This is a genomic window from Streptomyces sp. NPDC091972 (assembly GCF_044756385.1).
GTDB lineage: Bacteria > Actinomycetota > Actinomycetes > Streptomycetales > Streptomycetaceae > Streptomyces.
Map to the genome: position 1 here is coordinate 285,863 of NZ_JBIVSV010000004.1, position 26,984 is coordinate 312,846.

Here is a 26,984-nt window from a genome sequence, read left to right on the forward strand (position 1 = left end):
CCGAAAGGGGGTACTCCCGTGCGGGGAAAACCCGCTCTACGCCTGCCTCACCCGCAAGGCGCGTCCGAGGTCGTCGAGTTGGTCGACCAGTTTGCGGCGCAGGGCGGGGATGGGGTCGGCGTCGCGCAGGCAGGCCTCGCCGAGGTGCAGGTTGTCCTCGTCGACGGCATGGTCGGGGAAGGCCCAGCGGCCGGCGGCGTCGGCGATGGCGGGGCCGCGGCGGGCGGCGAGGGCGACGGCGTCCTCGTAGTAGCGGGGCACGTACTGCCGTACGAGGTCGCTCTGTTCGGGCTGCCAGAAGCCCCGGGCGGTGGCGGTGAACAGGTAGTTGGAGAGGTCGTCGCGGGTGAACATCGCTTCCCAGGCCTGTGCCTTGGCCTCCTCGGTGGGCAGGGCGGCGCGGCAGCGGGCGGCGCCTTCCTGGCCGGTGGCGGAGGGGTCGCGGGCCAGTTCGGCGGCGATGGCGGTCTCGTCGGTGGCGCCGAGGACGGCGAGGCGGGCCAGGACGCGCCAGCGCAGTTCGGGGTCGAGTTCGGGGCCGCCGGGGACGGTGCCGTCGGCGAGCCAGGCGGCGATGGTGTCGGGGTGGGCGGCGACGTCGATGCAGTGGCGGACGGCGATCAGGCGCAGGCCGGGGTTGTCTCCGTCCTCGGTGCGGCGGATGAGGTCGCGGCACAGGGCGGAGAGGGCGGTGAGGGCGGCGGGGCGCTGCTCGGGGGTGACGTAGCGGTCGGCGACGTAGGTGGAGGCGAAGGCGAGGACGCCCTGGACGAGGGCGAGGTCGGTCTCGTGCGGGAGGTGGGCGCGGGCCGTGTCCAGGTAGGCGGTGGGCGGGAGTTCGCCGTCGCGGACCGCGTCGCGCAGGGCGTTCCAGACGACGGCGCGGGTCAGGGGCGAGGGCAGGCCGGACAGGCACTCGGTGACGGCTTTGAAGGAGTCGGTGTCGAAGCGGACCTTGGCGTAGCTGAGGTCGCCGTCGTTGAGGAGCAGGAGGGTGGGGCGCTTGCCGATGGGCTGCGGGGTGCTCTGCGGGACGTCGAGGTCGAGGCGGTCGCGCAGGACGAGGTGGCGGCCCTCGTCGGTGACGTCCTGGTCGTAGAGGCCGACGGCGATGCGGTGCGGGCGGCTGCCCTTGTGCTCGACCTGGAGGGTGTAGGTGCCTTCGTCGCCGCGGGTGACGACGGGCCGCAGGGTGTCGACGCCGGTGGTGCGCAGCCAGGCGTCGGCCCAGGCGTGGACGTCGCGTTCGGTGGCGGAGGCGAGGGAGTCGATGAAGTCGGCGAGGGCGGCGTTGGCGAACTTGTGGCGGGCGAAGTGGGTGTTGATGCCGGCGAGGAAGTCCTTCTCGCCGAGCCAGGTCACCAGCTGCCGCAGTGCGGAGGCGCCCTTGGCGTAGGAGATGCCGTCGAAGTTGAGGAGGGCGGAGGCGGTGTCGTCGACGGCGTCGGGGGCGACGGGGTGGGTGGAGGGGCGCTGGTCGGCGTCGTAGCCCCAGCCCTTGCGGACGACGCCGAAGTCGACCCAGGTGTCGGTGAAGCGGGTGGCCTCGGTGAGGGTCTGGTAGCCCATGTACTCGGCGAAGGACTCGTTCAGCCAGATGTCGTCCCACCAGCGCAGGGTGACGAGGTCGCCGAACCACATGTGGGCCATCTCGTGGGCGATGACCATGGCGCGGGTCTGGCGTTCGGTGTCGGTGACGGCGGAGCGGTAGACGAACTCGTCGCGGAAGGTGACGAGGCCGGGGTTCTCCATGGCGCCGGCGTTGAACTCGGGGACGAACGCCTGGTCGTAGGAGTCGAAGGGGTAGGGCTCCTCGAACTTCTCGTGGTAGCGGTCGTAGCACTGCTTGGTGATCTCGAAGATCTCGTCGGCGTCCGGGTCCAGGTAGGGCGCGAGCGAGCGGCGGCAGTGGATGCCGAAGGGCAGGCCGCGGTGTTCGGTGCGCACGGAGTGCCAGGGGCCGGCGGCGACGGCGACGAGGTAGGTGGAGATCAGGGGGGTGGGGGTGGCCTGCCAGTGGCCGTCGCCGAGGTGGCTGGTGATGCCGTTGGCGAGGACGGTCCAGTTCTCGGGGGCGGTCACGGACAGGTCGAAGACGGCCTTGAGGTCGGGCTGGTCGAAGGCGGCGAAGACGCGCTGGACGTCGTCCAGGAAGAGCTGGGTGTAGACGTAGGTCTCGCCGTCGGTGGGGTCGGTGAAGCGGTGCATGCCCTCGCCGGTGCGGGAGTACCGCATGACGGCGTCGATGCGCAGTTCGTGCTCGCCGGCGGTCAGTCCCTTGAGGGGCAGCCGGTTCTCCTCGAGGGTCTCCGGGTCGAGGGGGTGGCCGTCGAGGGTGGCCTCCCGCAGTTCGGCCGGCTTGAGTTCGACGAAGGTGTCCGCCTGCGTGCGCGCGGTGAACCGGATGACGGTCCGGGACGCGAAGGTCTCGTCGCCGGTGGTGAGGTCGAGCGCGATGGTGTAGCGGTGGACGTCGAGGAGCTTGGCACGGGTCTGCGCTTCGTCGCGCGTCAGTACGGACATGCAGGACATGCTGCCTGATGGCACGGGCAACTCACAGAGGCGGATCGGTACACGCCTTATGTCCGGTCCTGTTCGAGCTCCCCGGTGTGCGCCCCGGTGCCGCGCTGCACCGGTACCCGGGCCTCCGGGTGGGGCAGGGCCGGGTGGGCGGCGGGGGCTGCGGCGTCCTCGTCGTGGCGCTTGTCCTCGGTGTGGTCCTTGACGAGGGCGCGTAACTCCCGCACCTCGTGTTCGAGGGCGAGGTGGCGGCGGTGGGCGTCGAAGAGGTAGCGGACCTTGGTGCGCAGGGCCCAGGGGTCGATGGGTTTCATGACGAGGTCGGCGACGCCGAGCCCGAAGGCGGCGGAGGTGAGTTCGTGGTCGGGGCCGAAGCCGGTGAGCAGGATGACGGGGATGTGCTGGGTCTGTTCCAGGCGGCGCATGTAGCGGACCACGTCGAGTCCGCTGACGCCGGGCATCCGCACGTCGAGGAGCAGGAGGCCGACCCGGCCCCGGAGCACCTGCTTGAGGGCCTCGTCGCCGCTGGTGGCGCGGCCGAGCCGGTAGCCCAGCGGGGCGAGGGCGCTCTCCAGGGCGTAGAGCGTGTCCTCGTGGTCGTCGACGATGAGGATCTTGGCATCCGAAGGCATGGCCGGCGTCCCTCCCTCGCGGACAGCCAGCCTACGCCCGTGCGTTGACACGGTGTGCTCGCGGGCTGACAAGGAGTGCACAGCGCAGCATGCCGGGTGCGGGCGTCCCCTGTCACCTCCCCGGCGTTCGGGGCGGGGTCAATCGGCCAGCGGGGTGGGGCCGTTGACGGTGTCCTCGGCGATGCGCTCGTGGTGCCGGATCACCTCGGCGATGATGAAGTTCAGGAACTTCTCGGCGAAGGCCGGGTCGAGTTTGGCGTTCTCGGCGAGGGTGCGCAGCCGTTCGATCTGGCGGGCCTCGCGGGCCGGGTCGGCGGGCGGCAGTTGGTGGCGGGCCTTGAGGTGGCCGACCTGCTGGGTGGCCTTGAAGCGCTCGGCGAGCATGTGGACGACGGCCGCGTCGATGTTGTCGATGCTGTCCCGCAGCCGGTTGAGCTCTTCGCGGACGGCGGGGTCGACGTCACCGGATCCGGTGTTGCTGGTGGTCATGGGCGACAACCCTAGACGGACCGCTCAGGGCCCGGCCCGGCACCCGTCGTCGACGTCCCGCCGGCCTCCCGGACCTGCACCGGTCAGACCCTCGGCAGGTCGTCCGGGTCCGGTACCTGGTGGCTCCAGCCGCCCGGCACGGTCCGGCTCTCCTGGGCGCGGAAGCGGACGGGGGCCATGCCGACGCGGCGGGTGAAGAGGCGGGAGAAGTAGGCGGGGTCGTCGTAGCCGACGCGGCGGGCGACGGAGGCGACGGGGAGTTCGGTGGCGGCGAGGAGTTCCTTGGCGCGGCCGAGGCGGATGCCGAGGAGGTAGTCCTTGGGGCTGCACCCGGCGCCGCGGCGGACGGCGGTGCGCAGTTCGGCGAGGGTCATGCCGTGTGCCGTGGCGTGGTCGGCGACGGACATGGGTTTGCAGGCGTCGCGGGCGAGGGCCTTGAGGACGGGGTCGCCGTCGGGGGCGAGGTCGGCGCGGGCGCGGCGCAGGGCGACCAGGAGTTCGTGGACGGCGGCGCCGGTCTCGACCTCCAGGAGGGGGTTGTCGCGGCGGGCCGCGCGGGCGATGCGGGCGATCACCGTGCGCGGGCCGGTGGCGTCGGACAGGGGCACGACGGGGCGGTCGGGTTCGATGTAGCCGAGTTCGGTGTAGGTGGCGGTGGCGGGTCCGGTGAAGCCGACGAACCCCTCGTCCCAGCCGGTGTCCGGGTCGGGCGCGTAGTGGTGGGGGATGCCGGGGGTGAGCCACAGCAGGGAGGGCGCGGTGACCGTGGTACGGCGGCCGTCGGGGGTCTCGTACCAGCCGGTGCCGGTGCTGATGACGACGGCGACGTGGCTGTCGAGGGTGCGGGGACCGACGGTGGGCAGCGGGCCGTGCTGGAGTCCGACTCCCAGGCAGACCAGGCCCAGGCGGTGGTGGACGGGGCTGGGGGTGAGGAATCGCATCCAGGTGTGGTACATCGCGCTCCTTGCATGCGCTTCGGTCCAAGCAGCGCTGATCTTTGTCCATGGACGTGATCGCCGCCAGTGGTGAGGGTGGAGCCTATGAGCGAGTTCAGGGTGGGTGAAACCGATTTCCTGCTGGACGGACGGCCGGTGCGGCTGCTGTCCGGGGCGCTGCACTACTTCCGGGTGCACGAGGCGGCGTGGGGGCACCGGCTGGCGATGCTGCGGGCGATGGGTCTCAACTGCGTGGAGACGTACGTGCCGTGGAACCTGCACGAGCCGCACCCGGGCGACTTCCGGGACGTGCAGGCGCTGGGCCGGTTCCTGGACGCGGCCCGGGAGGCGGGGCTGTGGGCGATCGTCCGCCCCGGCCCCTACATCTGCGCGGAGTGGGAGAACGGCGGTCTGCCGCACTGGCTGGAGGGGCGTGCGCGCACGAGTGACGAGCGGTACCTCGCCCGGGTCGAGGGCTGGTTCGGGCGGCTGCTGCCGCAGGTCGTGGAGCGGCAGATCGACCGGGGCGGCCCGGTGGTGATGGTGCAGGCGGAGAACGAGTACGGCAGCTACGGTTCGGACGCCGCGTATCTGCTGCGGCTGACGGAGCTGCTGCGCGCCGGGGGCGTGACGGTTCCGCTGTTCACCTCGGACGGCCCCGAGGACCACATGCTCACCGGCGGCTCGGTCCCGGGAGTCCTCGCCACGGTGAACTTCGGTTCCGACGCCCGTGCGGCCTTCGAGGCGCTGCGCCGCCACCGGCCGCGGGGGCCGCTGATGTGCATGGAGTTCTGGTGCGGCTGGTTCGAGCACTGGGGCGGCGAGCCGGTGGTGCGGGACGCCCGGGACGCGGCGGCGGCGCTGCGGGAGATCCTGGAGTGCGGTGCCTCGGTGAACCTGTACATGGCGCACGGGGGCACGAACTTCGCGGGCTGGGCGGGCGCCAACCGGGGCGGCGGCGCGCTGCACGACGGTCCGCTGGAGCCGGACGTGACGTCGTACGACTACGACGCGCCGATCGACGAGTACGGCAGGCCGACGGAGAAGTTCTGGCGTTTCCGCGAGGTGCTGTCCGAGTACGGCCCGGTGGCGGACCTGCCGCCCGCGCCGGAGGTGCTGGGTGCCGGCAGTGACGTGGACCTGACCGAATGGGCGTCCTTGTCCGCCGTACTGGAGGTGCGCGGCGGTCCGCTCCACGAGGGTCCCGTGCCGCCGACCTTCGAAGAGCTGGACGTCGACCGGGGGCTGGTGCGGTACGAGGTGACCGTGCCGGGGCCGCGGCAGCCGTATCCGCTGGTCGCGCGCGGGCTGCGGGACCTCGCGGTGGTGTACGTGGACGGTGCGCGGGCCGGGGTGCTCACCGAGGAGGACCCGCAGCTCAAGGAGCCGGTCGCGGGGCACGCGCGCGTGGAGCTGTGGGTGGAGTCGCTGGGGCGGGTCAACTACGGGCCCCGCAGTGGGGAGGCCAAGGGGATCACCGGGGGGCTGCTGCACGAGCGGCAGTTCCTGCACGGGGTGCGGGCGCGGGGGCTGCGGCTCGACGCGCTGGACTCGGTGACGGGGATCGGTTTCGGTGAGCTGCCCGGGGACGGCTCGCCGGGCCTGTACCGGGGTGCGGTGGACGTGCCGGGCGCCGGGGACGCGGTCCTGGAGCTGCCGGGCTGGACCCGGGGGTTCGTGTGGGTCAACGGCTTCGGTCTCGGCCGGTACTGGTCCGTGGGCCCGCGGCACACGCTGTACGTGCCGGGGCCCGTGCTGCGGGAGGGCCGCAACGAGGTGTGGGTGCTGGAGCTGGAGGAGGCGCCGGAGCACGGGCCCGCGCTCCGGCTGCGGGCGCCGGATCCGACCGGCGAGAATCGGTCCGTGACCTCGTAGAGTGGAGTCGGGTTCAGGGCGTCTTGGGGGTACGGGCGTGACGAACGACGGACCGGTCCAGCACGGCTTCCCGCACCTGGAGACGGTGCGGGCCTCGATCAACGCGCTCTACAGGCGGCTCTCCTACGACACCGTCCAGACGTTCGCGACGAGCGTGGCCCCGGTGGACGTGGCGTTCTGCGACACCGACGACCTCCATCTCGGCGCGCAGCGGGTGGCCCGGGAACTGGTGCGGCACTACCGGCTCCCGGACGCCCGGCTGGTGGTCGGCTTCCGGGAGATGACGCACGCGGCGAACGTCGAACTCACCGCGGGCCCCGAGTACTTCGTCGAGCTGAACGACCGCTTCCGTACGCATCGGCGGGACATCGGCGCGGCGCTGGCCCACGAGGTCATGCACGTGTACCTGCACCGCCTGGACCTGTCCTTCCCGGGGGTGCGCGAGAACGAGATCCTCACGGACACGGCGACGACGTACCTGGGCGCCGGGTGGCTGCTGCTGGACGCGTACCGGGAGGACGCGGCGTCGTCGCAGAAACTGGGCTACCTCACCCCGGAGGAGTTCGGGTACGTGCTGGCGAAGCGGTCGCTGGTGTTCGGGGAGGACCCCTCGGTGTGGTTCACCAGTCCCCAGGCGTACACGGCGTACGAGAAGGGCATGGCGAGGGCCCGGGAGGACGAGCAGCAGCCTCCGCTCACGGCCGCGGGCTGGGCGGGGCGGCGGCGGTACGCACGGGACCGGCGGCATGCGCCCGGGCCGCAGCCGGGGGTTGCGTACACCTTCACGCCGGACGGGCCCGGGCGGCTGCGGGTGTCGTTTCCCTGCCCCACCTGCCATCAGCGGATCCGGGTGCCGGTGCGGGGACGGGTGCGAGCGCGCTGCGGGTTGTGCCGGACGGTGCTGGAGTGCGACACCTGAGGTGCCCGCCGTCCGCCGTCCGCGGCGCCCGTCGCGGACGGTCGCGCGGTTCCCCGCGCCCCTGACGGCATCACCGTCACGCTCCATGCACGGGGCGCGGCTCCTCCGCCTCTGCGAGCAGCCTCAGGGCCGCTTCCCCGGCCTCCGCCGGGGTCCATCGCGCGCCCTTGTCCCTCGTCGGGCCCGGCCGCCAGCCCTCCATCACGGTGATCCGGCCGCCCTCCGCCTCGAAGACCCGGCCCGTCACCCCGGCGGCGGCCGCCGAGCCCAGCCAGACGACGAGCGGGGACACGTTCTCCGGGGCCATCGCGTCGAAGCCGGCGGCCGGGGCGGCCATGGCGTCGGCGAACGTCCGCTCGGTCATCCTCGTCCGGGCCGCGGGGGCGATCGCGTTGACCTGGACGCCGTAGCGGGCGAGTTCGGCCGCCGCGACCAGGGTGAGGCCGACGATCCCTGCTTTGGCGGCGCTGTAGTTGCCCTGCCCGACCGAGCCCAGCAGTCCGGCGCCGCTGGAGGTGTTGACGATCCTCGCCACCGGCGTGCGGCCCGCCTTCGTCTCCGCCCGCCAGTGCGCGGCCGCGTGCTTCAGCGGGAGGAAGTGGCCTTTCAGGTGGACGCGCAGCACCGCGTCCCAGTCGTCCTCGTCGAGGTTGACGAGCATCCGGTCGCGCAGGAACCCGGCGTTGTTGACCAGCGTGTCGAGGCGGCCGTACGCCTCCAGGGCCGCCCGGACGAGGGAGGCGGCACCGTCGGACGTCGCGATGTCGCCGCCGTGGGCGACCGCCTCGCCGCCCGCCGCGCGGATCTCCTCGGCGACGAGGAAGGCGGGGCTGTCGGGGTCCGGGGTGCCGTCGAGGCCGACGCCGAGGTCGTTGACGACGACCCGTGCCCCCTCGGCGGCGAAGGCGAGCGCGTGGGCGCGGCCGAGACCGCGGCCTGCGCCGGTGACGACGACGACCCGGCCGTCGCAGATTCCGGTCATCTCACGTCTCCTCGCGGGCGGTCGCGGCGTCCAGGAAGGCGGGGCGCTCCCCGCCGCCGTGCACCGGCAGCGAGGCGCCGCTGATGTAGGCGGCGGCGTCGGAGGCGAGGAAGACGGCTGCCGCGCCCACGTCGGAAGGCTCGGCAAGTCGGCCGAGCGGGACCGTGCGGGCGACGGCGGCCACGCCCTCCTCGTCGCCGTAGTGCAGATGCGAGCGCTCGGTGCGGACCATGCCGACGACCAGGGTGTTCACGCGCACATGGGGCGCCCACTCGACGGCCATCGAGCGGGCGAGGTTCTCCAGGCCCGCCTTGGCCGCCCCGTACGCGGCCGTGCCGGGCGAGGGCCGGCCGCCGCTGACGCTGCCGATCATGACGATCGAGCCGCGGGCCCGCTTGAGGTGGTCGTACGCGGCCAGGGACACCGTCAGCGGGGCGAGGAGGTTCAGCTCCACCACGCGCGCGTGCCGTTCGGGGCTCGCGTCGGCGAGCAGCTGGCAGGGGGCCCCGCCCGCGTTGTTGACCAGGACGTCCAGGCGGGGCAGGGCGGCGAAGAAGTGCCGTACGGCGTCGCCGTCCCGGACGTCCAGTTCCACGAACCGGCCTGGCGGCGAGGGGACTTCGGGGGGTCTGCGCGCGCAGACGACGACGTCCGCCCCCGCCTGCGCGAAGGAGCGGGCGATCCCGGCGCCGACCCCGCGCGTCCCGCCGGTGACGACCACGACCCTCCCGTTCAGCTCCATTGACCGCTACCCTTCACCTAACAAACGTTTGGTGGAAAGGTAGCTGATGCGGCCATGGGTGTCTCCACCTCGTCCCCGGAAAAGGGGATCGTCCTGGTCGGGGTCGACTTCCCGCCGGTGAACGCCCTACCGGTGGACGGCTGGTTCGCCCTGGCCGACGCCGTGCGCGCGGCGGGCCGCGATCCCCAGGTGAGGTGTGTGGTGCTGACGGCCGAGGGACGCGGCTTCAACGCGGGCGTGGACATCAAGGAGATCCAGAAGCGCGGCCCGGCCGCCCTCGTGGGCGCCAACCGCGGCTGCTTCGAGGCCTTCTCGGCGGTCTACGACTGCGAGGTGCCCGTGGTGGCGGCCGTGCAGGGCTTCTGCCTGGGCGGGGGCGTCGGCCTGGCGGGCAACGCGGACGTGGTCGTGGCGAGCGAGGACGCCGTCTTCGGCCTGCCCGAACTGGACCGCGGGGCCCTCGGCGCGGCCACCCACCTGGCCCGGCTCGTGCCCCAGCACCTCATGCGCGCCCTGTACTTCACCTCCCGCACGGTCACCGCCGCCGAACTGCTCCGGCACGGCTCAGTGTGGAGGGTTGTCCCGCGGGACGAACTGGCCGCCACCGCCCTGGAGTCGGCCCGCGAGATCGCCGCGAAGGACGGCGAGCTGCTGCGTCTGGCCAAGGCCGCCATCAACGGCATCGACCCGGTCGACGTCCGCCGCAGCTACCGCCACGAGCAGGGCTTCACCTACGAGGCGAGCGTCAGCGGGGTCGCCGACCGGGTCCGTGACAGGTTCGGCGGGGAGGCGGAGTGAGCGACAAGACCATGACGGCCGACGAGGCCGTCTCCGGGCTGCGCAGCGGCATGACCCTCGGCATCGGCGGCTGGGGTTCGCGCCGCAAGCCGATGGCACTGGTGCGCGCGCTGCTGCGCTCGGACCTCACCGGCCTGACGGTCGTCTCGTACGGCGGCCCGGACGTCGGCATGCTCGCCGCCGCGGGGCGCGTCCGCAAGCTCGTCACCGCCTTCGTCACCCTCGACTCGATCCCCCTCGAACCCCACTACCGGGCGGCCCGCGAGGCCGGTGCGTTCGAGCTCATGGAGATCGACGAGGCGATGTTCATGTGGGGCCTGCACGCGGCCGCGAACCGGCTGCCGTTCCTGCCGGTGCGGACGGCGATCGGCTCGGACGTCATGCGGGTCAACCCGGACCTGCGGACGGTGACCTCGCCCTACGACGACCGGGAGACGTTCGTGGCCGCGCCCGCGCTCCGCATGGACGCCGCCCTGGTGCACGTGAACCGCGCCGACAAGCTGGGCAACGGCCAGTGCCTCGGCCCCGACCCCTACTTCGACGACCTGTTCTGCGAGGCGGCCGACACCGCGTACGTCTCCTGCGAACGGATCGTGGACACCGCCGAGTTGACCGAGGAGGCGCCGCCGCAGTCGCTGCTGATCAAGCGGCACACGGTCACCGGTGTGGTCGAGGCCCCGGGCGGCGCGCACTTCACCTCCTGCGTCCCCGACTACGACCGGGACGAGACCGTGCAGCGGGAGTACGCGACCACGCCCTGGCCGGAGTTCGCCGCACGGTACCTCGCGGGAGGACTCCATGACCGCGACCCGGAGTGAGTACTGCGTGATCGCCTGCGCCGAGGCCTGGCGGGACGCGGGTGAGATCCTGGCGAGCCCGATGGGACTGGTCCCCTCGGTCGGCGCCCGGCTCGCCCGCCTCACCTTCTCCCCCGACCTGCTGCTCACCGACGGCGAGGCCCTGCTGGTCCGCCCGGACGGCACGCCCGAGGGCTGGCTGCCCTACCGGCAGCATCTCGCCCTGGTCACCGGCGGGCGCCGGCACGTGATGATGGGTGCGAGCCAGATCGACCGGTACGGCAACCAGAACATCTCCTGCATCGGCGACTGGGCGAGACCGGCACGCCAGTTGCTCGGGGTGCGGGGCGCGCCGGTCAACACCCTGAACAACCCGACCAGTTACTGGATCCCCAGGCACTCCCGCCGGGTGTTCGTGGAGAAGGTCGACATGGTGTGCGGGGTGGGGTACGACCGTGCCGCCGGGGCACGCTTCCACCGCATCCCCCGGGTCGTCACCGACCTGGCGGTCCTCGACTTCGCCGGCCCGGACCGCTCGATGCGGCTGGCCTCGCTGCATCCGGGCGTCACCGTGGAACAGGTGCGGGAGGCCACCGGTTTCGACCTGGCGGTCCCGAACCAAGTGCCGTACACCCGCGAACCGACCGCCCGTGAACTGGAGTTGATCCGCGAGGTGATCGATCCCGACAACACCCGGGGCCGGGAGGTGGCCGGCTGATGGAGACCGCGCTCACCCGGCTGACCGGCGTCCGCCGTCCGATCGTGCAGACCGGGATGGGGTGGGTGGCGGGCCCCCGCCTGGTCTCCGCCGCGGCGAACGCGGGCGCGCTCGGCGTACTGGCCTCCGCGACCATGACCCTGGACCAGCTCCGGGACGCCGTGCGGGAGGTCAGGTCCCGTACCGACGCGCCCTTCGGGGTCAATCTGCGGGCCGACGCGGCGGACGCCGGGGACCGGGTGCGGGTGATCGTCGACGAGGGCGTGCGGGTGGCGTCCTTCGCCCTGGCGCCCTCGGCCGAGCTGATCGCCACGCTCAAGGAGGCGGGGGTGGTCGTCGTCCCGTCCGTCGGGGCCCGTCGGCATGCCGAGAAGGTCGCGGCCTGGGGCGCCGACGCGGTGATCGTGCAGGGCGGGGAGGGCGGCGGGCACACCGGGGAGGTGGCGACGACGGTACTGCTTCCGCAGGTGGTGGACGCGGTGGACATCCCGGTCGTGGCGGCGGGCGGCTTCTTCGACGGGCGGGGCCTGGTCGCGGCGCTGGCGTACGGGGCGGCGGGCGTCGCCATGGGCACGCGGTTCCTGCTCACCTCGGACTCGACCGTGCCGGACGCGGTGAAGGCACGCTATCTGGCGGCGACGGTCCGGGACGTGACGGTGACCCGGGCGGTGGACGGCCTGCCGCACCGGATGCTCCGCACGGATCTGGTGAGCGCGCTGGAGGGCTCCGGGCACGTGAAGTCCCTGGCGCGGGCCTTCCGCAGGGCGGCCGGGTTCCGGCGGCTGTCCGGGCTCACCTGGCGGCAGCTGGTGCGTGACGGACTGGCCATGAAGCAGGGCAAGGACCTCACCTGGAGCCAGGTCCTCCTGGCCGCCAACACTCCCATGCTCCTGAGGTCGGCGATGGTGGACGGCCGTACGGATCTGGGAGTGATGGCCTCCGGGCAGGTCGCCGGGGTGATCGACGACCTGCCGTCGTGCGCGGAGCTGGTGGAACGGATCATGAGGGAGGCGGAGGAGGTCCTTCAGCGCCTCACAGCCGCTCGATGACCGTCACGTTCGCCTGTCCCCCGCCCTCGCACATCGTCTGGAGGCCGAACCGGCCGCCCGTGCGCTCCAGTTCGTGCAGCAGGGTCGTCATCAGCTTCACGCCCGTCGCCCCCAGCGGATGGCCGAGGGCGATCGCGCCGCCGTTGACGTTGACCTTGTCCGGGTCGGCCCCCGTCTCCTTCAGCCAGGCCAGCACCACCGGCGCGAAGGCCTCGTTGATCTCGACGAGGTCGATGTCGTCGATGGTGAGGCCGGTCTTCTTCAGGGCGTGCGCGGTGGCCGGGATGGGGGCGGTGAGCATGCGGATGGGGTCCTCGCCGCGCACGGAGAGGTGGTGCACGCGCGCGCGGGGCGTGAGGCCGTGTTCGCGCACCGCCCGCTCCGAGGCCAGCAGCATGGCCGCCGCCCCGTCGGAGACCTGCGAGGAGCAGGCCGCGGTGATGGTGCCGCCCTCGATCACCGGCTTCAGCCCGGCCATCTTCTCCAGCGAGGTGTCCCGGCGCGGGCCCTCGTCGACCGCGACCGGACCGTAGGCCACCGTCTCGCGCTCGAAGCGCCCCTCGTCGACGGCCCGCAGCGCCCGCCGGTGGGACCGCAGCGCGAACTCCTCCTGGTCCTGGCGGCTGATCCCCCACTTCCCGGCGATCATCTCGGCGCCGACGAACTGGTTCACCGCCCGGTCCCCGTACCGCGCCCGCCAGCCCTCGCTGCCCGCGAAGGGCCCCTGGATCAGTCCGAGCGGCTCGGCGGCCTGCCGGGTCGCGAAGGCGATCGGGATCATCGACATGTTCTGCACCCCGCCGGCGACCACGAGGTCCTGCGTCCCGGACAGCACGCCCTGCGCGGCGAAGTGCACGGCCTGCTGCGAGGACCCGCACTGCCGGTCCACGGTCACCCCGGGCACCTCCTCGGGCAGCCCGGCCGCGAGCCACGCGGTCCGCGCGATGTCCCCGGCCTGCGGCCCGACCGCGTCGAGGCAGCCGAAGACGACGTCCTCCACGGCCCCGGGATCGACCCCGGCCCGCTCGACCAGCGACTTCAGCACATGCGCGCCCAGATCGGCCGGGTGGACCCCGCTCAGGCCTCCCCCGCGCCGCCCTACGGGCGTACGGACCGCTTCGACGATGTAGGCCTCGGCCATGGCGACTCCCCAGTGGGTTACGTGCGTACGGCGATCCCGTCCAGCACCATCGACAGGTACTGCCGGGCGATCTCCTCCGGGCTGTGCTGTCCGCCGGGCCGGTACCAGGACGCGGCGACCCACACGGTGTCGCGCACGAACCGGTAGGTCAGGCGGACGTCGAGGTCGGCCCGGAACACCTCGGCCGCGACCCCGCGCTCCAGCGTGGACAGCCAGGCCTTCTCGAACCTGCGCTGCGACTCGGCGAGGAACGCGAACCGCTCCTGCGCCACCAGGTGCCTGCTCTCCTTCTGGTAGATCGCGACGGCGGCCCGGTGCCGGTCGATCTCCCGGAACGACTCGGTGACCAGGGCCTCCAGGGTCTCGCGCGGGCCGAGTTCGGCGCTCAGGACGGTGTCGTAGCCGTCCCAGAGCTCGTCGAGGAAGGTCCGCAGGATCTCCTCCAGCATCGATTCCTTGGAGTCGAAGTGGTAGTAGAGGCTGCCCGCGAGCATGCCCGCGTGGTCCGCGATCTTGCGTACGGTCGTGGCGTTGTAGCCCTGTTCGGCGAAGACCTCGGCGGCGGTGTCGAGGAGTTCACGGCGGCGCGCGGGGGCGGCGGCGCTCACCTGGGGCGTCTTCTTGGTCGGCACATCGTCCATTGTCCTAGGCGTGTTGGCTGCTGACGGCGACGACCTCGCCCGTCATGTACGAGGAGTAGCCGGACGCCAGGAACACGATGACGTTGGCCACCTCCCAGGGCTGTGCGTACCGCCCGAAGGCCTCGCGCGCGGTGAGCTCCTCCAGCAGCTCGCCCGAGGTGACCTTCGCCAGGTGCGGGTGCATGGCGAGGCTGGGCGAGACGGCGTTGACGCGGACGCCGTACCGGGCCGCTTCCAGGGCCGCGCACCGGGTGAGCGCCATGACCCCGGCCTTGGCGGCGGCGTAGTGCGCCTGTCCGGCCTGGGCGCGCCAGCCGACGACGGAGGCGTTGTTGACGATCACGCCGCCGCCGGAGTCCCGCAGGTGCCGCAGGGCGGCCCGGGTGCAGCGGAAGGTGCCGTTCAGCGTGACGTCCAGGACGCGGTTCCACTGGTCGTCGGTCATGTCGACGAGCTCCGAAGTGCCGCCAAGGCCCGCGTTGTTGACGACGATGTCGAGCCGTCCGTGGTCCCGGACGGCCGTGTCGAAGAGTGCTCCCACCTGGGTCTCGTCGGTGACGTCGCACGCCAGGGACGTCACCGCGCCCGGGAACTCCCGGGCCAGGGCGGCCTCGTGCTCCTTCAGCCGCCGCGCGTGGGCGTCGCTGATCAGGACGTGCGCGCCCTCCTCCAGGAAGCGGCGGGCGGTCGCCCCGCCGATGCCCGCGCCGGCGGCGGCGGTGATGACGGCGGTGCGTCCCTTCAGCAGACCGTGCCCCGGCTCGTACACCGGGCTCTCGACGCCTGTCATGGCGCCACGCTAACCTACCAAACACTTGTTAGGGAAGGACGGGTGTCCATGGATCTGGCGTTCACGCGGGAGGACGAGGCCTTCCGTGCGCAGGCCCGGGCGTGGCTGCGCGCGCATGTGCCCGCCACGCCCCTGCCGTCCCTGGAGACCCGGGAGGGTTTCGCGGCCCACCGCGCCTGGGAGGCGGAACTGGCGGCGGGCCGCTGGTCGGTGGTCGACTGGCCCGTCGAGTACGGCGGCCGGGACTGCGGGCTGGTCCGCTGGCTGGTCTTCGAGGAGGAGTACTACGCGGCCGGTGCGCCCGGCCGCGTCGGCCAGAACGGCGTCGGCCTGCTCGCCCCGACCCTCTTCGACCACGGCACGGCGGAGCAACGCGCGCGTGTGCTGCCGTCGATGGCCACCGGCGAGGTGATCTGGGCGCAGGCCTGGTCGGAGCCGGAGGCGGGCTCGGACCTGGCGTCCCTGCGTTCCAAGGGGGTGCGCACGGACGGCGGCTGGCTGCTCAGCGGGCAGAAGACCTGGTCCTCCCGGGCGGCCTTCGCGGACCGCGCCTTCGGGCTCTTCCGCACCGACCCCGACGCCCCGAGCCCCCATCAGGGGCTGACCTACCTGATGTTCGACCTGCGGGCGCCCGGGGTCACCGTCCGCCCGATCCGCCGCCTCGACGGCAAGCCGGCCTTCGCCGAGCTCTTCCTGGACGAGGTGTTCGTACCGGACGAGGACGTCATCGGCGAGCCCGGCCAGGGCTGGCGGATCGCGATGTCGGCGGCGGGCAACGAACGCGGTCTGATGCTGCGCTCACCGGGCCGCTTCCTGGCAGCCGCCGACCGGCTGTTCGCGCTCTGGACGTCCCTCGACGCCCCACCGGCCACCCGGACCCGGGTCGCGGACGCCCTGATCGGAGCCCGCGCCTACCAGCTCTTCACCTACGCGGCCGCCGCTCGTGTCCTGGACGGCGAGCGGCTCGGCCCCGAGTCCAGCCTGAACAAGGTCTATTGGTCCGAGTACGACATCGCGCTCACCGAGACGGCCCTGGATCTCCTCGGTGAGGAAGAGGACCCGGAGTGGACCGAGCGCTATGTCTTCGCCCTCGCCGGCCCGATCTACGCCGGCACCAACGAGATCCAGCGCGACATCATCGCCGAACGCCTGCTGGGTCTGCCGAAGGGACGCCGCTGATGCGCCTCCTCCCCGACGCCGGGCAGCGCGACTTCGCCGCCTCCCTGAACGCGATGCTCTCGGCCGCCGGCACCCCGTCCGTCGTACGGGACTGGAGCCGCGGCGACCACGCCGGCGGACGCGCGCTGTGGGGCCGTATCGCCGATGCGGGGGTGTTCGCACTGGCCGTGCCCGAGGCCTACGGGGGACTGGGTCCGCGTCCTGCCGACCTCACGCTGGCGTTCGTGGAGTTGGGGCGGCACGCGGTACCGGGTCCCTTGGTGGAGACCGTGACGGCGGCGGCACTGCTCACCGCACCGGACGCGGCGAGGCGAATGCTCCCGGCGCTGGCCGCCGGAGAGACGATGGCCACCGTGGCCCGAGACGGCGGGTACGCCCTGGACGGCCAGGTCGCGGACGTCCACCTCTCCCTGAGCTCCGAGGGCCTGTACCTCGCCCCCGGCCACGGCCCGGTGCGCCCCTCGCTCGACCCCGCCCGCCGTCTCACCCGGCTGGCACCCGGCGGCGAACTGCTCACCGCGCACCCGCCCGTCACCGCCGCCCTCCTCGTCGCCCGCCTCACCACCGCCGCCCAGGCCCTCGGTGTGGGCCTGGCCCTCCTCGACAGGACCGTCTCCCACGTGAAGGAGCGCACCCAGTTCGGCGTGCCCATCGGCTCCTTCCAAGCGGTCAAGCACCGACTGGCGGACGCGAGGATCGCGTTGGAGTTCGCGCGTCCCCTGCTCCTCGGCGCCGCCCTGACGATGACCGCACAGGACGTCGCCGCGGCCAAGGTCACGGCGTGCGAGGCGGCGTACCGGACGGCCCGCACCGCACTCCAGCTCCACGGCGCGATCGGGTACACGGCGGAGTACGACCTGTCCCTGTGGCTCACCAGGGCCCGCGCCCTGCGCACCGCCTGGGGCGGCCCCGACGAGTGCCGTGCCACCGTCCTCAGTGGTGGTCGCCGCTGGTGATCTCCCGGAACTCCTCCGCCGTCGGCTTGGCGACCCGCGTGTCGGGCCCGAACATGGCCCGCGCGAGCCCGGCCCGCACCCGCTGGGAGCGCCTGACCGGCCGCCGCACCCCGTTGGCGTCGACCAACGGACCGATCTCGTACGGCGGTTGCTGCTCGTGCTGGGTGAGGGTGTGCAGCTGCGCCTGCGAGAGGGGCTCGTGGACCTCGACGAACTCCCCGTGCGGGAGCCGCCTGATGGTGCCGGTCTCCCGGCCGTGCAGCACCTTGTCCCGGTCCCGGCGCTGGAGCCCGAGACACACGCGCTTGGTGACCACGAAGGCGAGCACCGGCACCACGAACACCGAGACCCGCACGAACCAGGTGATCGCGTTGATGGACAGGTGCAGATGCGTGGCCACGATGTCGTTGCCGCCGCCGATCAGCAGCACCACGTACAGGCTCAGCCAGGCCACCCCGAGGCCCGTGCGGACGGGGGCGTTGCGCGGCCGGTCCAGGATGTGGTGCTCGCGCTTGTCACCGGTGACCCATGCCTCGACGAAGGGGTACACCCCGATCGCGAGCAGGATCAGCGGGAAGAGGGAGAAGGGGATGAAGACGCCCGGTTCCAGGGTGTGGCCCCAGAAGTTGATCTCCCATCCCGGCATCACCCGGATCAGCCCCTCGGAGAAGCCGAGGTACCAGTCGGGCTGGGCGCCGGTGGTCACCAGGTGCGGGCTGTACGGCCCGAACGCCCACACGGGGTTGATCTGGGCGAGCCCGCCCATGAGCGCCAGCACCCCGAAGGTCAGGAAGAAGAAGCCGCCCGCCTTGGCCATGTAGACCGGCAGGAACGGCATGCCGACCACCGACCTGTTGTCGCGGCCGGGCCCCGGGTACTGGGTGTGCTTGTGGTAGAAGACCAGGATCAGATGGGCCACCACCAGGCCGAGCATGATCCCGGGCAGCACCAGGACATGGATCGGGAAGAGCCTCGGGATGATGTCGTGGCCGGGGAACTCCCCGCCGAACAGGAAGAACGACAGGTACGTCCCGACGATCGGGATCGACAGGATCGCCCCGTCGGCGAACCGGATGCCGGTGCCGGACAGCAGGTCGTCGGGGAGGGAGTAGCCGGTCAGGCCGGTGATGATGCCGAGGAACAGCAGGGTCCAGCCGAACACCCAGTTGAGCTCGCGCGGCTTGCGGAAGGCGCCGGTGAAGAACACTCGCATCATGTGCACGAGCATGCCGGTCACGAAGACCAGCGCGGCCCAGTGGTGGATCTGCCGGATCAGCAGACCGCCGCGCACGTCGAAGCTGATGTCGAGCGTGGACTCGTAGGCCCGGGTCATCACCACGCCGTTGAGGGGCTCGTAGGAGCCGTGGTACACGACCTCGACCCCGCTGGGCTCGAAGAACAGCGTGAGGTAGACGCCCGTGAGGATCAGGATGAGGAAGCTGTAGAGGCAGACCTCGCCCAGCATGAACGACCAGTGGTCCGGGAAGACCTTGCGCATGTTGGCCTTGGCCAGCGCGTACAGGCCGAGGCGCCCGTCCGCCCAGTCGGCGAGCCTCTCGCCCTTGCCGGCCTCGGACCGGGCCGCCTGGTTCACCGATCGTGCGCCGTCCATATGTCGTCGCCTCCCCGCCGGATCACTGTCAGAGTGCCACGGCGGTACGGCTGAGCCAACGGGGCGGACACGGCCCGGCGGTTGATCACGACCAGGGCCCCGCCGCTCCGCACCCTCACCCGAGTTCGTTATTTTGTTCGCTGCCGTCCCCACCGGCTCGATCATCGTCACCGCCACTTCGAGGAGCCGGCCGTGGAGCCCGAATCCACCGTCACCACCTGCTACCGCCATCGTGCGGTGGAGTCCCACGTCCGCTGCACCCGCTGCGAGCGGTACATCTGCCCGGACTGCATGCGGGAGGCGGCCGTGGGCCACCAGTGCCCCGAGTGCGTACGGGAGGGGGCGCGGTCGGTGCGGCAGGCCCGGACCGTGTTCGGCGGGCGGATCACGGCCGTTCCCCTGGTGACGTACGTCCTCATCGGCCTCAACGTGCTGGCCTACGTCGGTGAACTCGTGCGCCCGGCGATCGTGGACCGGTTCGAGATGCTGGGCGTCGGCCTGGTGGGCCCGGACGGCAGCCACTACGTGTGGCAGGCCTCCTACCCCGCCGCCTTCCACGCCGTGGGGGTCGCCGACGGCGAGTGGTACCGGCTGCTGACCGGCGCGTTCCTCCATCTGCCGCCCACCGAGGGCACGTTCGGGATTCTGCACATCGTGATGAACATGGTGTCGCTGTGGAACATCGGCCGCGTGGTGGAGACCCAGCTCGGGCGGGTCCGTTACCTCGCCCTCTACCTGCTGTCGGCGCTCGGCGGGTCGGTCCTCGTCCTGCTGCTCGCGCCCGCCGAGCCCACGCTCGGCGCGTCCGGCGCGATCTTCGGGCTCGGCGCCGCCTACTGGGTGATGGCCCGCCGGCTCGGCGCCGACATGGCCCAGGTCAACCGCTTCATGACCGGCCTGCTGGTCTGGCTGGTGATCTCGGCGTGGGCGACCTCCTGGCAGGGCCACCTCGGCGGGCTGCTCGCCGGAGCCGCCGTCACCCTCGCCTACGCGTACGCTCCCCGCGACGGCCGCCGCACCCTGGTCCAGGCGGGCGCGTGCGCCGTCCTGCTGGTGGTGCTCCTGGTGTCCGCCTGGGCCAAGGTCACCGAACTGACGGGGGCAGTGTGAAACGCGTCCGCCTGCTGCTCCTCGCGGCCGTCCCCGCACTCGTCACGGCCTCCGTCTACCTCTTCGCGCCCGAGGACTCCGGCGCCGAAGGGGCGGGGCCCGACCTCTCCTCCGCCTACCGGTCGCAGACGGCCGAGGACGCCAGAAGTGCCCAGGGCGCCAAGACGTGGGCCGAGCGGCCCGCGGGCGCCAGGAGCGCGGAGGACGACCAGGTCGTCACCGCCCTGCCGCCCGGCCTCGCCGCGCCCGGCAAGAAGGAACTCGCCCAGCAGCTCGTGGCGAGCGCCGAGAACTCCACCCTCGACTGGCGCAGCGCCTACGCCTACATCGAGGACATCGGCGACGGCCAGGGCTACACCGCCGGCATCATCGGCTTCTGCACCGGCACCAGCGACCTGCTCACCCTCGTCGAGGACTACACGAAGGCGCACCCCGGCAACGGTCTGGCGCGGTACCTGCCCGCGCTGCGCGCGGTCGACGGCACGGACTCCCACGAGGGCCTGGACCCGGGTTTCCCGGCCGCCTGGAAGGCGGAGGCCGAGGTCCCGGCCTTCCAGAAGGCGCAGGACTCGGCCCGCGACCGGGTGTACTTCGATCCCGCGGTCCGTCTCGCCAAGCTCGACGGACTCGGCGCCCTCGGCCAGTTCGCCTACTACGACGCCATGGTCTTCCACGGCCCCGGCACCGACGCCACCGGCTTCTACGGCATACGCGAACGCGCCCTCCGCGAGGCCGACAGCCCGACCGAGGGCGGCTCGGAGAAGGACTACCTGGACACCTTCCTCGACATCCGCGCGGACGCCATGCGCACCCGCGACCCGGACATCGACACCACCCGCGTGGACACCGCGCAACGGCGCTTCCTCGACGAGGGGAACCTGGAGCTGCGGACCCCGCTGACCTGGCAGGTGTACGGGGAGACGTTCGAGGTGCCGTAGGAGCGCGTGCGACGGCGCCTGCCTCCGGTCCGGTCGGGGACGTGGAGGCAGGCGCCGTCAGTGTTCCGTACGCCTTTGTACGGGACGCTCGGTGGCCGTCAGACCATCAGGGACCGGTCGGTCGGCCGGATGGGCGCGGGCAGTTCGCTCGCACCGGTCAGGAAGCGGTCGCAGCCGCGGGCGGCCGAACGGCCCTCCGCGATCGCCCACACGATGAGCGACTGGCCGCGGCCGGCGTCACCGGCGACGAAGACGCCCGGCACGTTGGTCTGGAAGTCGGCGTCACGGGCGATGTTGCCGCGCTCGTCGAGCTCCAGGCCGAACTGCTCGACCAGGCCGTTCTCCCGGTCGGTGCCGGTGAAGCCCATCGCGAGGGTGACGAGCTGGGCGGGGATCTTGCGCTCCGTGCCCGGCTTCGGGGTCAGCTTGCCGTCGATGAACTCGACCTCGCTGAGGTGCAGCCACTGGACGTTGCCGTCCTCGTCGCCCTCGAAGTGGGTCGTCGACACGGAGTAGACCCGCTCGCCGCCCTCCTCGTGCGCGGAGGTGACCTTGTACAGCATCGGGAAGGTCGGCCACGGCTGGTGCGGGGCACGCTCCTCGCCCGGGCGGGGCATGATCTCCAGCTGGGTGACGGAGGCCGCACCCTGGCGGTGGGCGGTACCCACGCAGTCCGCGCCGGTGTCGCCACCGCCGATGACCACGACGTGCTTGCCCTCGGCCGAGATCGGGGAGGTGACGTAGTCGCCCTCCTGGACCTTGTTGGCCAGCGGCAGGTACTCCATCGCCTGGTGGATGCCCTTCAACTCCCGCCCGGGGACGGGGAGATCACGGGCGGTGGTGGCGCCGGCGGCGATCACGACGGCGTCGTACCGCTTCTTCAGGTCGGTCGCCTTGAGGTCGCGGCCGATCTCGATGCCGGTACGGAAGCGGGTGCCCTCCGCGCGCATCTGCTCGATACGGCGGTTGATGTGCCGCTTCTCCATCTTGAACTCGGGGATGCCGTACCGGAGGAGACCTCCGACGCGGTCCGCGCGCTCGTAGACGGCGACGGTGTGACCGGCCCGGGTCAGCTGCTGGGCGGCGGCGAGACCGGCGGGTCCTGACCCGATGACCGCGACGGTCTTGCCGGACAGGCGCTCGGGGATCTGCGGCTCGACGTCACCGCTGTCCCATGCCTTGTCGATGATCGAGACCTCGACGTTCTTGATGGTGACCGGCGGCTGGTTGATGCCGAGCACGCACGCCGACTCGCAGGGAGCCGGGCACAGCCGCCCCGTGAACTCGGGGAAGTTGTTCGTCGCGTGCAGGCGCTCCGAGGCCGCCGCCCAGTCCTCGCGGTACGCGTAGTCGTTCCACTCGGGGATGAGGTTCCCGAGCGGACAGCCGTTGTGGCAGAACGGGATGCCGCAGTCCATGCAGCGGCTGGCCTGCTTGCTGATGATCGGCAGCAGGGAGCCGGGGACGTAGACCTCGTTCCAGTCCTTCAGACGGACGTCGACGGGGCGGGACTTGGCGACCTCACGGCCGTGGTTCAGGAAGCCCTTCGGGTCAGCCATTGATCGCCGCCTCCATCATCTTCTCGGTGATCTCGGACTCGGAGAGTCCCGCCTGCTCGGCGGCGTCCTTGGCGGCGAGCACTGCCTTGTACGTGCTGGGGATGATCTTGCTGAAGCGCTCGACCGCGGTGTCCCACTCGGCGAGCAGCTTCTCGGCGACCGTGGAGCCGGTCTCCTCCTGGTGGCGGCGCACCACGTCGTGCAGCCACTGCTTGTCGGCGTCGTCCAGCGCCTCCACGGCGCCCGCGTTGCCGACGTTGACGTTGTCGCGGTCGAGGTCGATCACGTAGGCGATGCCGCCGGACATGCCGGCCGCGAAGTTGCGGCCCGTCTCGCCGAGGACCACCGCGTGACCGCCGGTCATGTACTCGCAGCCGTGGTCGCCCACGCCCTCCGAGACCACCAGCGCACCGGAGTTGCGGACGCAGAACCGCTCACCGGTACGACCGCGCAGGAACAGCTCGCCGCCGGTGGCGCCGTAGGCGATGGTGTTGCCCGCGATCGTCGAGTACTCGGCGAGGTGGTCGGCGCCCCGGTCGGGACGGACGATCACGCGGCCGCCGGACAGGCCCTTGCCGACGTAGTCGTTGGCGTCGCCCTCCAGGCGCAGCGTGACACCGCGCGGCAGGAAGGCGCCGAAGGACTGGCCGGCCGAGCCCGTGAAGGTGATGTCGATGGTGTCGTCGGGCAGGCCCGCGCCACCGAACTTCTTCGTCACCTCGTGGCCGAGCATGGTGCCGACCGTGCGGTTGATGTTGCGGATCGCGACCTGGGCGCGCACCGGCTGGGCGTCGGTCGCCGAGTCGGCGGCCAGGGCGTCGGCGGCGAGCTTGATCAGCTCGTTGTCGAGCGCCTTCTCCAGGCCGTGGTCCTGCTCGATGACCTGGTGCAGCGGGGTGCCCTCGGGCAGCTCGGGCACGTAGAAGAGCGGGGACAGGTCCAGGCCCTGCGCCTTCCAGTGGTTGACCGCGCGGGTCACGTCGAGGGTCTCGGCGTGGCCGACGGCCTCCTCGATGGAGCGGAAGCCCAGCTCGGCGAGGATCTCGCGGACCTCCTCGGCGATGAACTTGAAGAAGTTCACGACGTACTCGGCCTTGCCGGTGAACCGGTCGCGGAGCACCGGGTTCTGGGTGGCGATGCCGACCGGGCAGGTGTCCAGGTGGCAGACGCGCATCATGACGCAGCCGGAGACGACGAGCGGAGCGGTCGCGAAACCGAACTCCTCGGCGCCGAGCAGCGCGGCGATGACGACGTCACGGCCGGTCTTGAGCTGGCCGTCGGTCTGGACGACGATGCGGTCGCGCAGGCCGTTGAGCAGCAGGGTCTGCTGGGTCTCGGCGAGACCCAGTTCCCAGGGGCCGCCCGCGTGCTTCAGCGAGGTCAGCGGGGAGGCGCCCGTGCCGCCGTCGTGACCGGAGATCAGGACGACGTCCGCGTGGGCCTTGGACACACCCGCCGCGACCGTGCCGACGCCGACCTCGGAGACCAGCTTCACGTGGATCCGCGCCTGCGGGTTCGCGTTCTTCAGGTCGTGGATCAGCTGGGCCAGGTCCTCGATCGAGTAGATGTCGTGGTGCGGCGGCGGGGAGATCAGACCGACACCCGGGGTCGAGTGCCGGGTCTTGGCGACCCACGGGTAGACCTTGTGGCCGGGCAGCTGGCCGCCCTCGCCGGGCTTGGCGCCCTGGGCCATCTTGATCTGGATGTCGTCCGCGTTGACCAGGTACTCGGAGGTCACGCCGAAGCGGCCGGAGGCGACCTGCTTGATCGACGACCGGCGGGCCGGGTCGTACAGCCGGTCCGCGTCCTCGCCGCCCTCACCGGTGTTGGACTTGCCGCCCAGCTGGTTCATGGCGATGGCGAGGGTCTCGTGCGCCTCCTTGGAGATGGAGCCGTACGACATGGCGCCGGTGGAGAAGCGCTTGACGATCTCGGAGACGGGCTCGACCTCGTCGATGGGGATCGAGGGGCGGTCGCTCTTGAAGCCGAAGAGTCCGCGGAGCGTCATGAGCCGCTCGGACTGCTCGTTCACGCGGTCCGTGTACTTCTTGAAGATGTCGTAGCGGCCGGCACGCGTCGAGTGCTGGAGGCGGAAGACCGTCTCCGGGTCGAACAGGTGCGGCTCGCCCTCGCGGCGCCACTGGTACTCGCCACCTATCTCCAGCGCGCGGTGCGCCGGCGCGATGCCGGAGGCCGGGTAGGCCTTGGCGTGCCGGGCGGCGACCTCCTTGGCGATGACGTCGATGCCGACGCCGCCGATCTTGGAGGCGGTACCGCTGAAGTACTTCCGGACGAAGCCCTCTTCGAGACCGACGGCCTCGAAGACCTGGGCGCCCCGGTAGGAGGCGACGGTCGAGATGCCCATCTTCGACATGACCTTCAGTACGCCCTTGCCCAGGGCGTAGATCAGGTTGCGGATGGCCTGCTCGGGCTCAAGGCCGTTCAGGAAGGTGCCCGCGCGCAGGAGGTCCTCGACGGACTCCATGGCGAGGTAGGGGTTCACGGCCGCGGCGCCGAAGCCGATCAGCAGGGCGACGTGGTGGACCTCGCGGACGTCACCGGCCTCGACCAGCAGGCCCACCTGGGTGCGCTGCTTGGTGCGGATGAGGTGGTGGTGGACGGCCGCGGTGAGCAGCAGCGACGGGATCGGCGCGTGCTCGGCGTCCGAGTGGCGGTCGGAGAGCACGATCAGCCGGGCGCCGTTGGCGATGGCGGCGTCGGCCTCGGCGCAGATCTCCTCGATGCGGGCGGCGAGGGAGTCGCCGCCGCCGGAGACCCGGTACAGGCCGGAGAGGGTCGCGGCCTTGAAGCCGGGCATGTCGCCGTCGGCGTTGATGTGGATGAGCTTGGCCAGCTCGTCGTTGTCGATCACCGGGAAGGGCAGCACGACGGAACGGCAGGAGGCGGCGCTCGGGTCGAGCAGGTTGCCCTGCGGGCCCAGCGAGGAGCGCAGGCTGGTCACCAGCTCTTCGCGGATCGCGTCCAGCGGCGGGTTGGTGACCTGCGCGAACAGCTGGGTGAAGTAGTCGAAGAGCAGCCGCGGGCGCTCGCTCAGCGCGGCGATCGGCGAGTCGGTGCCCATCGAACCGATCGGCTCCGCACCGGCCTTGGCCATCGGCGCGAGCAGGACGCGCAGCTCTTCCTCGGTGTAGCCGAAGGTCTGCTGGCGGCGGGTGACCGAGGCGTGGGTGTGCACGATGTGCTCGCGCTCGGGCAGGTCGCCGAGCTCGATCTCGCCGGCCTCCAGCCACTCCGCGTACGGCTGCTCGGCGGCGAGGCCGGCCTTGATCTCGTCGTCCTCGATGATGCGGTGCTCGACGGTGTCGACGAGGAACATCCGGCCGGGCTGGAGACGGCCCTTGCGGACCACCTTGGCGGGGTCGATGTCGAGGACGCCGACCTCGGAGCCGAGGACGACGAGGCCGTCGTCGGTGACCCAGTAGCGGCCGGGGCGGAGGCCGTTGCGGTCGAGGACCGCGCCGACCTGCTTGCCGTCGGTGAAGGTGACACAGGCCGGACCGTCCCAGGGCTCCATCAGGTTGGAGTGGAACTGGTAGAAGGCGCGGCGGGCCGGCTCCATGGAGTCGTGGTTCTCCCACGCCTCCGGGATCATCATCAGCACGGAGTGCGGCAGCGAACGGCCACCCAGGTGCAGGAGTTCGAGGACCTCGTCGAAGGACGCCGAGTCGGAGGCGTCCGGGGTACAGATCGGGAAGACGCGCTCGATGGCCTTGCTGTCGTTGCCGAACAGGTCGGAGACCAGTTGCGACTCGCGGGCCGCCATCCAGTTGCGGTTGCCCTTGACGGTGTTGATCTCACCGTTGTGCGCGACGAAGCGGTACGGGTGCGCGAGCGGCCACGACGGGAAGGTGTTGGTGGAGAACCGGGAGTGCACGAGCGCGATCGCGGAGGCGAAGCGGCGGTCGGACAGGTCCGGGAAGAAGGGCTCCAGCTGACCGGTGGTCAGCATGCCCTTGTAGACGATGGTCCGCGCGGACAGCGACGGGAAGTAGACGTCGACCTCGCGCTCGGCGCGCTTGCGCAGCACGAAGGCCTTGCGGTCGAGGTCGATGTCCGTGGCAGGCGCGGCGGAGCCGTCGGTCACGAAGACCTGGCGGAAGACCGGCATCGTCGAGCGGGCGGTCGCGCCGAGCAGCTCGGGAGCGACCGGAACCTCACGCCACCCGAGAACCGTGAGGCCCTCTTCGCCGGCGATCGTCTCGATCTTCGAGACGGCGTCCTCGGTGCCGTCCTCCGGCAGGAAGGCGATACCGACGGCGTACGCACCGGCCGCGGGCAGCTCGAAGCCGGCGACCTCACGGAAGAAGGCGTCCGGAACCTGGGACAGGATGCCCGCGCCGTCACCCGAGTCGGGCTCGGAGCCGGTGGCACCCCGGTGCTCCAGGTTGCGCAGAACCGTGAGCGCCTGCTCGACCAGCGCATGGCTCGCCTCGCCGGTGAGGGTGGCCACGAAACCGACGCCACAGGCGTCCTTCTCGTTGCGGGGGTCGTACATACCCTGCGCAGCAGGGCGAGCATCCATGAAGGACCACTTCTGGCCATTCGTGGAGTGCTGGGACGGCTGGCGCGGCGTACGCATCG

The 26,984-nt window shown here is 71.8% G+C and carries 22 protein-coding genes; 10 read left to right on the top strand and 12 right to left on the bottom strand.

Annotated elements, in window-relative coordinates:
- Window positions 1-36 precede the first annotated feature (36 nt).
- The 4 genes from pepN to ACIQJT_RS13875 form a co-directional block, all read right to left on the bottom strand.
- The gene (gene pepN, locus ACIQJT_RS13860; RefSeq protein WP_402643078.1) at window positions 37-2,523 is read right to left on the bottom strand and encodes an aminopeptidase N; all 2,487 of its coding nucleotides are present in this window, start codon (window positions 2,521-2,523) and stop codon (window positions 37-39) included.
- A gap of 56 nt (window positions 2,524-2,579) precedes the next feature.
- A complete protein-coding gene (locus tag ACIQJT_RS13865) occupies window positions 2,580-3,152 on the bottom strand; it encodes a response regulator (protein WP_365451506.1) in 573 nt (190 codons plus the stop codon).
- Window positions 3,153-3,290: 138 nt separating this feature from the next.
- The gene (locus tag ACIQJT_RS13870) at window positions 3,291-3,641 is read right to left on the bottom strand and encodes a chorismate mutase (RefSeq protein ID WP_365451504.1); all 351 of its coding nucleotides are present in this window, start codon (window positions 3,639-3,641) and stop codon (window positions 3,291-3,293) included.
- Window positions 3,642-3,724: 83 nt separating this feature from the next.
- Window positions 3,725-4,597, bottom strand: coding sequence for an AraC family transcriptional regulator (locus ACIQJT_RS13875; RefSeq protein WP_365451502.1), 873 nt, complete (start codon window positions 4,595-4,597; stop codon window positions 3,725-3,727).
- Between the two features lie 84 nt (window positions 4,598-4,681).
- On the opposite strand from ACIQJT_RS13875, the gene ACIQJT_RS13880 reads away from it, so the two are divergent.
- Together ACIQJT_RS13880 and ACIQJT_RS13885 are read left to right on the top strand one after the other, a co-directional pair.
- On the top strand, window positions 4,682-6,451 hold the full coding sequence (locus ACIQJT_RS13880; RefSeq protein ID WP_402643082.1) for a beta-galactosidase family protein: 1,770 nt from the start codon (window positions 4,682-4,684) through the stop codon (window positions 6,449-6,451).
- Between the two features lie 37 nt (window positions 6,452-6,488).
- Window positions 6,489-7,370, top strand: coding sequence for a hypothetical protein (locus ACIQJT_RS13885; RefSeq protein WP_365451498.1), 882 nt, complete (start codon window positions 6,489-6,491; stop codon window positions 7,368-7,370).
- Window positions 7,371-7,446: 76 nt separating this feature from the next.
- Here ACIQJT_RS13885 and ACIQJT_RS13890 read toward each other — a convergent pair whose 3' ends face one another.
- Window positions 7,447-8,352, bottom strand: coding sequence for an SDR family oxidoreductase (locus tag ACIQJT_RS13890; RefSeq protein ID WP_402643086.1), 906 nt, complete (start codon window positions 8,350-8,352; stop codon window positions 7,447-7,449).
- Between the two features lies 1 nt (window position 8,353).
- Window positions 8,354-9,094 (bottom strand): SDR family oxidoreductase, encoded by a 741-nt coding sequence (locus tag ACIQJT_RS13895; RefSeq protein ID WP_402643088.1) that lies wholly within the window; start codon window positions 9,092-9,094, stop codon window positions 8,354-8,356.
- Window positions 9,095-9,148: 54 nt separating this feature from the next.
- On the opposite strand from ACIQJT_RS13895, the gene ACIQJT_RS13900 reads away from it, so the two are divergent.
- The 4 genes from ACIQJT_RS13900 to ACIQJT_RS13915 are packed head-to-tail and all read left to right on the top strand — an operon-like array spanning window position 9,149 to window position 12,456.
- Window positions 9,149-9,892, top strand: a complete 744-nt coding sequence (locus tag ACIQJT_RS13900) for an enoyl-CoA hydratase family protein (protein ID WP_365451492.1) — start codon at window positions 9,149-9,151, stop codon at window positions 9,890-9,892.
- On the top strand, window positions 9,889-10,710 hold the full coding sequence (locus ACIQJT_RS13905) for a CoA transferase subunit A (RefSeq protein ID WP_402643092.1): 822 nt from the start codon (window positions 9,889-9,891) through the stop codon (window positions 10,708-10,710). The genes ACIQJT_RS13900 and ACIQJT_RS13905 overlap by 4 nt, the downstream gene beginning before the upstream one ends.
- On the top strand, window positions 10,691-11,407 hold the full coding sequence (locus ACIQJT_RS13910; protein WP_402643094.1) for a CoA-transferase subunit beta: 717 nt from the start codon (window positions 10,691-10,693) through the stop codon (window positions 11,405-11,407). The genes ACIQJT_RS13905 and ACIQJT_RS13910 overlap by 20 nt, the downstream gene beginning before the upstream one ends.
- Window positions 11,407-12,456 (top strand): NAD(P)H-dependent flavin oxidoreductase, encoded by a 1,050-nt coding sequence (locus ACIQJT_RS13915; protein WP_402643097.1) that lies wholly within the window; start codon window positions 11,407-11,409, stop codon window positions 12,454-12,456. Before ACIQJT_RS13910 ends, ACIQJT_RS13915 begins: the two co-directional genes overlap by 1 nt.
- Here the strand turns inward: ACIQJT_RS13915 and ACIQJT_RS13920 are convergent.
- From ACIQJT_RS13920 to ACIQJT_RS13930, 3 genes are read right to left on the bottom strand one after another with little or no spacing between them, the layout of a single operon-like run.
- The gene (locus ACIQJT_RS13920) at window positions 12,440-13,597 is read right to left on the bottom strand and encodes an acetyl-CoA C-acetyltransferase (RefSeq protein ID WP_402643100.1); all 1,158 of its coding nucleotides are present in this window, start codon (window positions 13,595-13,597) and stop codon (window positions 12,440-12,442) included. The genes ACIQJT_RS13915 and ACIQJT_RS13920 overlap by 17 nt on opposite strands.
- A 17-nt stretch (window positions 13,598-13,614) precedes the next feature.
- On the bottom strand, window positions 13,615-14,229 hold the full coding sequence (locus tag ACIQJT_RS13925) for a TetR/AcrR family transcriptional regulator (protein ID WP_402643102.1): 615 nt from the start codon (window positions 14,227-14,229) through the stop codon (window positions 13,615-13,617).
- Window positions 14,230-14,242: 13 nt separating this feature from the next.
- A complete protein-coding gene (locus ACIQJT_RS13930; RefSeq protein ID WP_402643105.1) occupies window positions 14,243-15,028 on the bottom strand; it encodes an SDR family oxidoreductase in 786 nt (261 codons plus the stop codon).
- Window positions 15,029-15,076: 48 nt separating this feature from the next.
- On the opposite strand from ACIQJT_RS13930, the gene ACIQJT_RS13935 reads away from it, so the two are divergent.
- Entirely contained in the window at window positions 15,077-16,207 is a 1,131-nt protein-coding gene (locus ACIQJT_RS13935) for an acyl-CoA dehydrogenase family protein (RefSeq protein WP_402643108.1), read from the top strand.
- Window positions 16,207-17,163, top strand: a complete 957-nt coding sequence (locus ACIQJT_RS13940; protein WP_402643110.1) for an acyl-CoA dehydrogenase family protein — start codon at window positions 16,207-16,209, stop codon at window positions 17,161-17,163. Before ACIQJT_RS13935 ends, ACIQJT_RS13940 begins: the two co-directional genes overlap by 1 nt.
- Here the strand turns inward: ACIQJT_RS13940 and ACIQJT_RS13945 are convergent.
- Entirely contained in the window at window positions 17,141-18,775 is a 1,635-nt protein-coding gene (locus ACIQJT_RS13945) for a cytochrome bc complex cytochrome b subunit (RefSeq protein WP_402643112.1), read from the bottom strand. The genes ACIQJT_RS13940 and ACIQJT_RS13945 overlap by 23 nt on opposite strands.
- Window positions 18,776-18,967: 192 nt before the next feature.
- Between ACIQJT_RS13945 and ACIQJT_RS13950 the strand changes: the two genes are divergently transcribed.
- Together ACIQJT_RS13950 and ACIQJT_RS13955 are read left to right on the top strand one after the other, a co-directional pair.
- On the top strand, window positions 18,968-19,885 hold the full coding sequence (locus ACIQJT_RS13950; RefSeq protein WP_402643115.1) for a rhomboid family intramembrane serine protease: 918 nt from the start codon (window positions 18,968-18,970) through the stop codon (window positions 19,883-19,885).
- Entirely contained in the window at window positions 19,882-20,823 is a 942-nt protein-coding gene (locus ACIQJT_RS13955) for a chitosanase (RefSeq protein WP_402643118.1), read from the top strand. Before ACIQJT_RS13950 ends, ACIQJT_RS13955 begins: the two co-directional genes overlap by 4 nt.
- A gap of 98 nt (window positions 20,824-20,921) precedes the next feature.
- Here the strand turns inward: ACIQJT_RS13955 and ACIQJT_RS13960 are convergent, their stop codons facing one another.
- Together ACIQJT_RS13960 and gltB are read right to left on the bottom strand one after the other, a co-directional pair.
- A complete protein-coding gene (locus ACIQJT_RS13960; RefSeq protein ID WP_365451468.1) occupies window positions 20,922-22,382 on the bottom strand; it encodes a glutamate synthase subunit beta in 1,461 nt (486 codons plus the stop codon).
- The gene (gene gltB, locus ACIQJT_RS13965) at window positions 22,375-26,982 is read right to left on the bottom strand and encodes a glutamate synthase large subunit (RefSeq protein ID WP_402643121.1); all 4,608 of its coding nucleotides are present in this window, start codon (window positions 26,980-26,982) and stop codon (window positions 22,375-22,377) included. Before gltB ends, ACIQJT_RS13960 begins: the two co-directional genes overlap by 8 nt.
- Between the last annotated feature and the right edge of the window lie 2 nt (window positions 26,983-26,984).

What these genes read in the sequence shown, in the direction of transcription:
- pepN (WP_402643078.1), bottom strand. Translation starts at nt 2,523, where the DNA reads ATGTCCGTACTGACGCGCGACGAAGCGCAGACCCGTGCCAAGCTCCTC.
- ACIQJT_RS13865 (WP_365451506.1), bottom strand. Translation starts at nt 3,152, where the DNA reads ATGCCTTCGGATGCCAAGATCCTCATCGTCGACGACCACGAGGACACG.
- ACIQJT_RS13870 (WP_365451504.1), bottom strand. Translation starts at nt 3,641, where the DNA reads ATGACCACCAGCAACACCGGATCCGGTGACGTCGACCCCGCCGTCCGC.
- ACIQJT_RS13875 (WP_365451502.1), bottom strand. Translation starts at nt 4,597, where the DNA reads ATGTACCACACCTGGATGCGATTCCTCACCCCCAGCCCCGTCCACCAC.
- ACIQJT_RS13880 (WP_402643082.1), top strand. Translation starts at nt 4,682, where the DNA reads ATGAGCGAGTTCAGGGTGGGTGAAACCGATTTCCTGCTGGACGGACGG.
- ACIQJT_RS13890 (WP_402643086.1), bottom strand. Translation starts at nt 8,352, where the DNA reads ATGACCGGAATCTGCGACGGCCGGGTCGTCGTCGTCACCGGCGCAGGC.
- ACIQJT_RS13895 (WP_402643088.1), bottom strand. Translation starts at nt 9,094, where the DNA reads ATGGAGCTGAACGGGAGGGTCGTGGTCGTCACCGGCGGGACGCGCGGG.
- ACIQJT_RS13900 (WP_365451492.1), top strand. Translation starts at nt 9,149, where the DNA reads ATGGGTGTCTCCACCTCGTCCCCGGAAAAGGGGATCGTCCTGGTCGGG.
- ACIQJT_RS13910 (WP_402643094.1), top strand. Translation starts at nt 10,691, where the DNA reads ATGACCGCGACCCGGAGTGAGTACTGCGTGATCGCCTGCGCCGAGGCC.
- ACIQJT_RS13915 (WP_402643097.1), top strand. Translation starts at nt 11,407, where the DNA reads ATGGAGACCGCGCTCACCCGGCTGACCGGCGTCCGCCGTCCGATCGTG.
- ACIQJT_RS13920 (WP_402643100.1), bottom strand. Translation starts at nt 13,597, where the DNA reads ATGGCCGAGGCCTACATCGTCGAAGCGGTCCGTACGCCCGTAGGGCGG.
- ACIQJT_RS13930 (WP_402643105.1), bottom strand. Translation starts at nt 15,028, where the DNA reads ATGACAGGCGTCGAGAGCCCGGTGTACGAGCCGGGGCACGGTCTGCTG.
- ACIQJT_RS13935 (WP_402643108.1), top strand. Translation starts at nt 15,077, where the DNA reads ATGGATCTGGCGTTCACGCGGGAGGACGAGGCCTTCCGTGCGCAGGCC.
- ACIQJT_RS13940 (WP_402643110.1), top strand. Translation starts at nt 16,207, where the DNA reads ATGCGCCTCCTCCCCGACGCCGGGCAGCGCGACTTCGCCGCCTCCCTG.
- ACIQJT_RS13945 (WP_402643112.1), bottom strand. Translation starts at nt 18,775, where the DNA reads ATGGACGGCGCACGATCGGTGAACCAGGCGGCCCGGTCCGAGGCCGGC.
- ACIQJT_RS13960 (WP_365451468.1), bottom strand. Translation starts at nt 22,382, where the DNA reads ATGGCTGACCCGAAGGGCTTCCTGAACCACGGCCGTGAGGTCGCCAAG.
- gltB (WP_402643121.1), bottom strand. Translation starts at nt 26,982, where the DNA reads ATGCGTACGCCGCGCCAGCCGTCCCAGCACTCCACGAATGGCCAGAAG.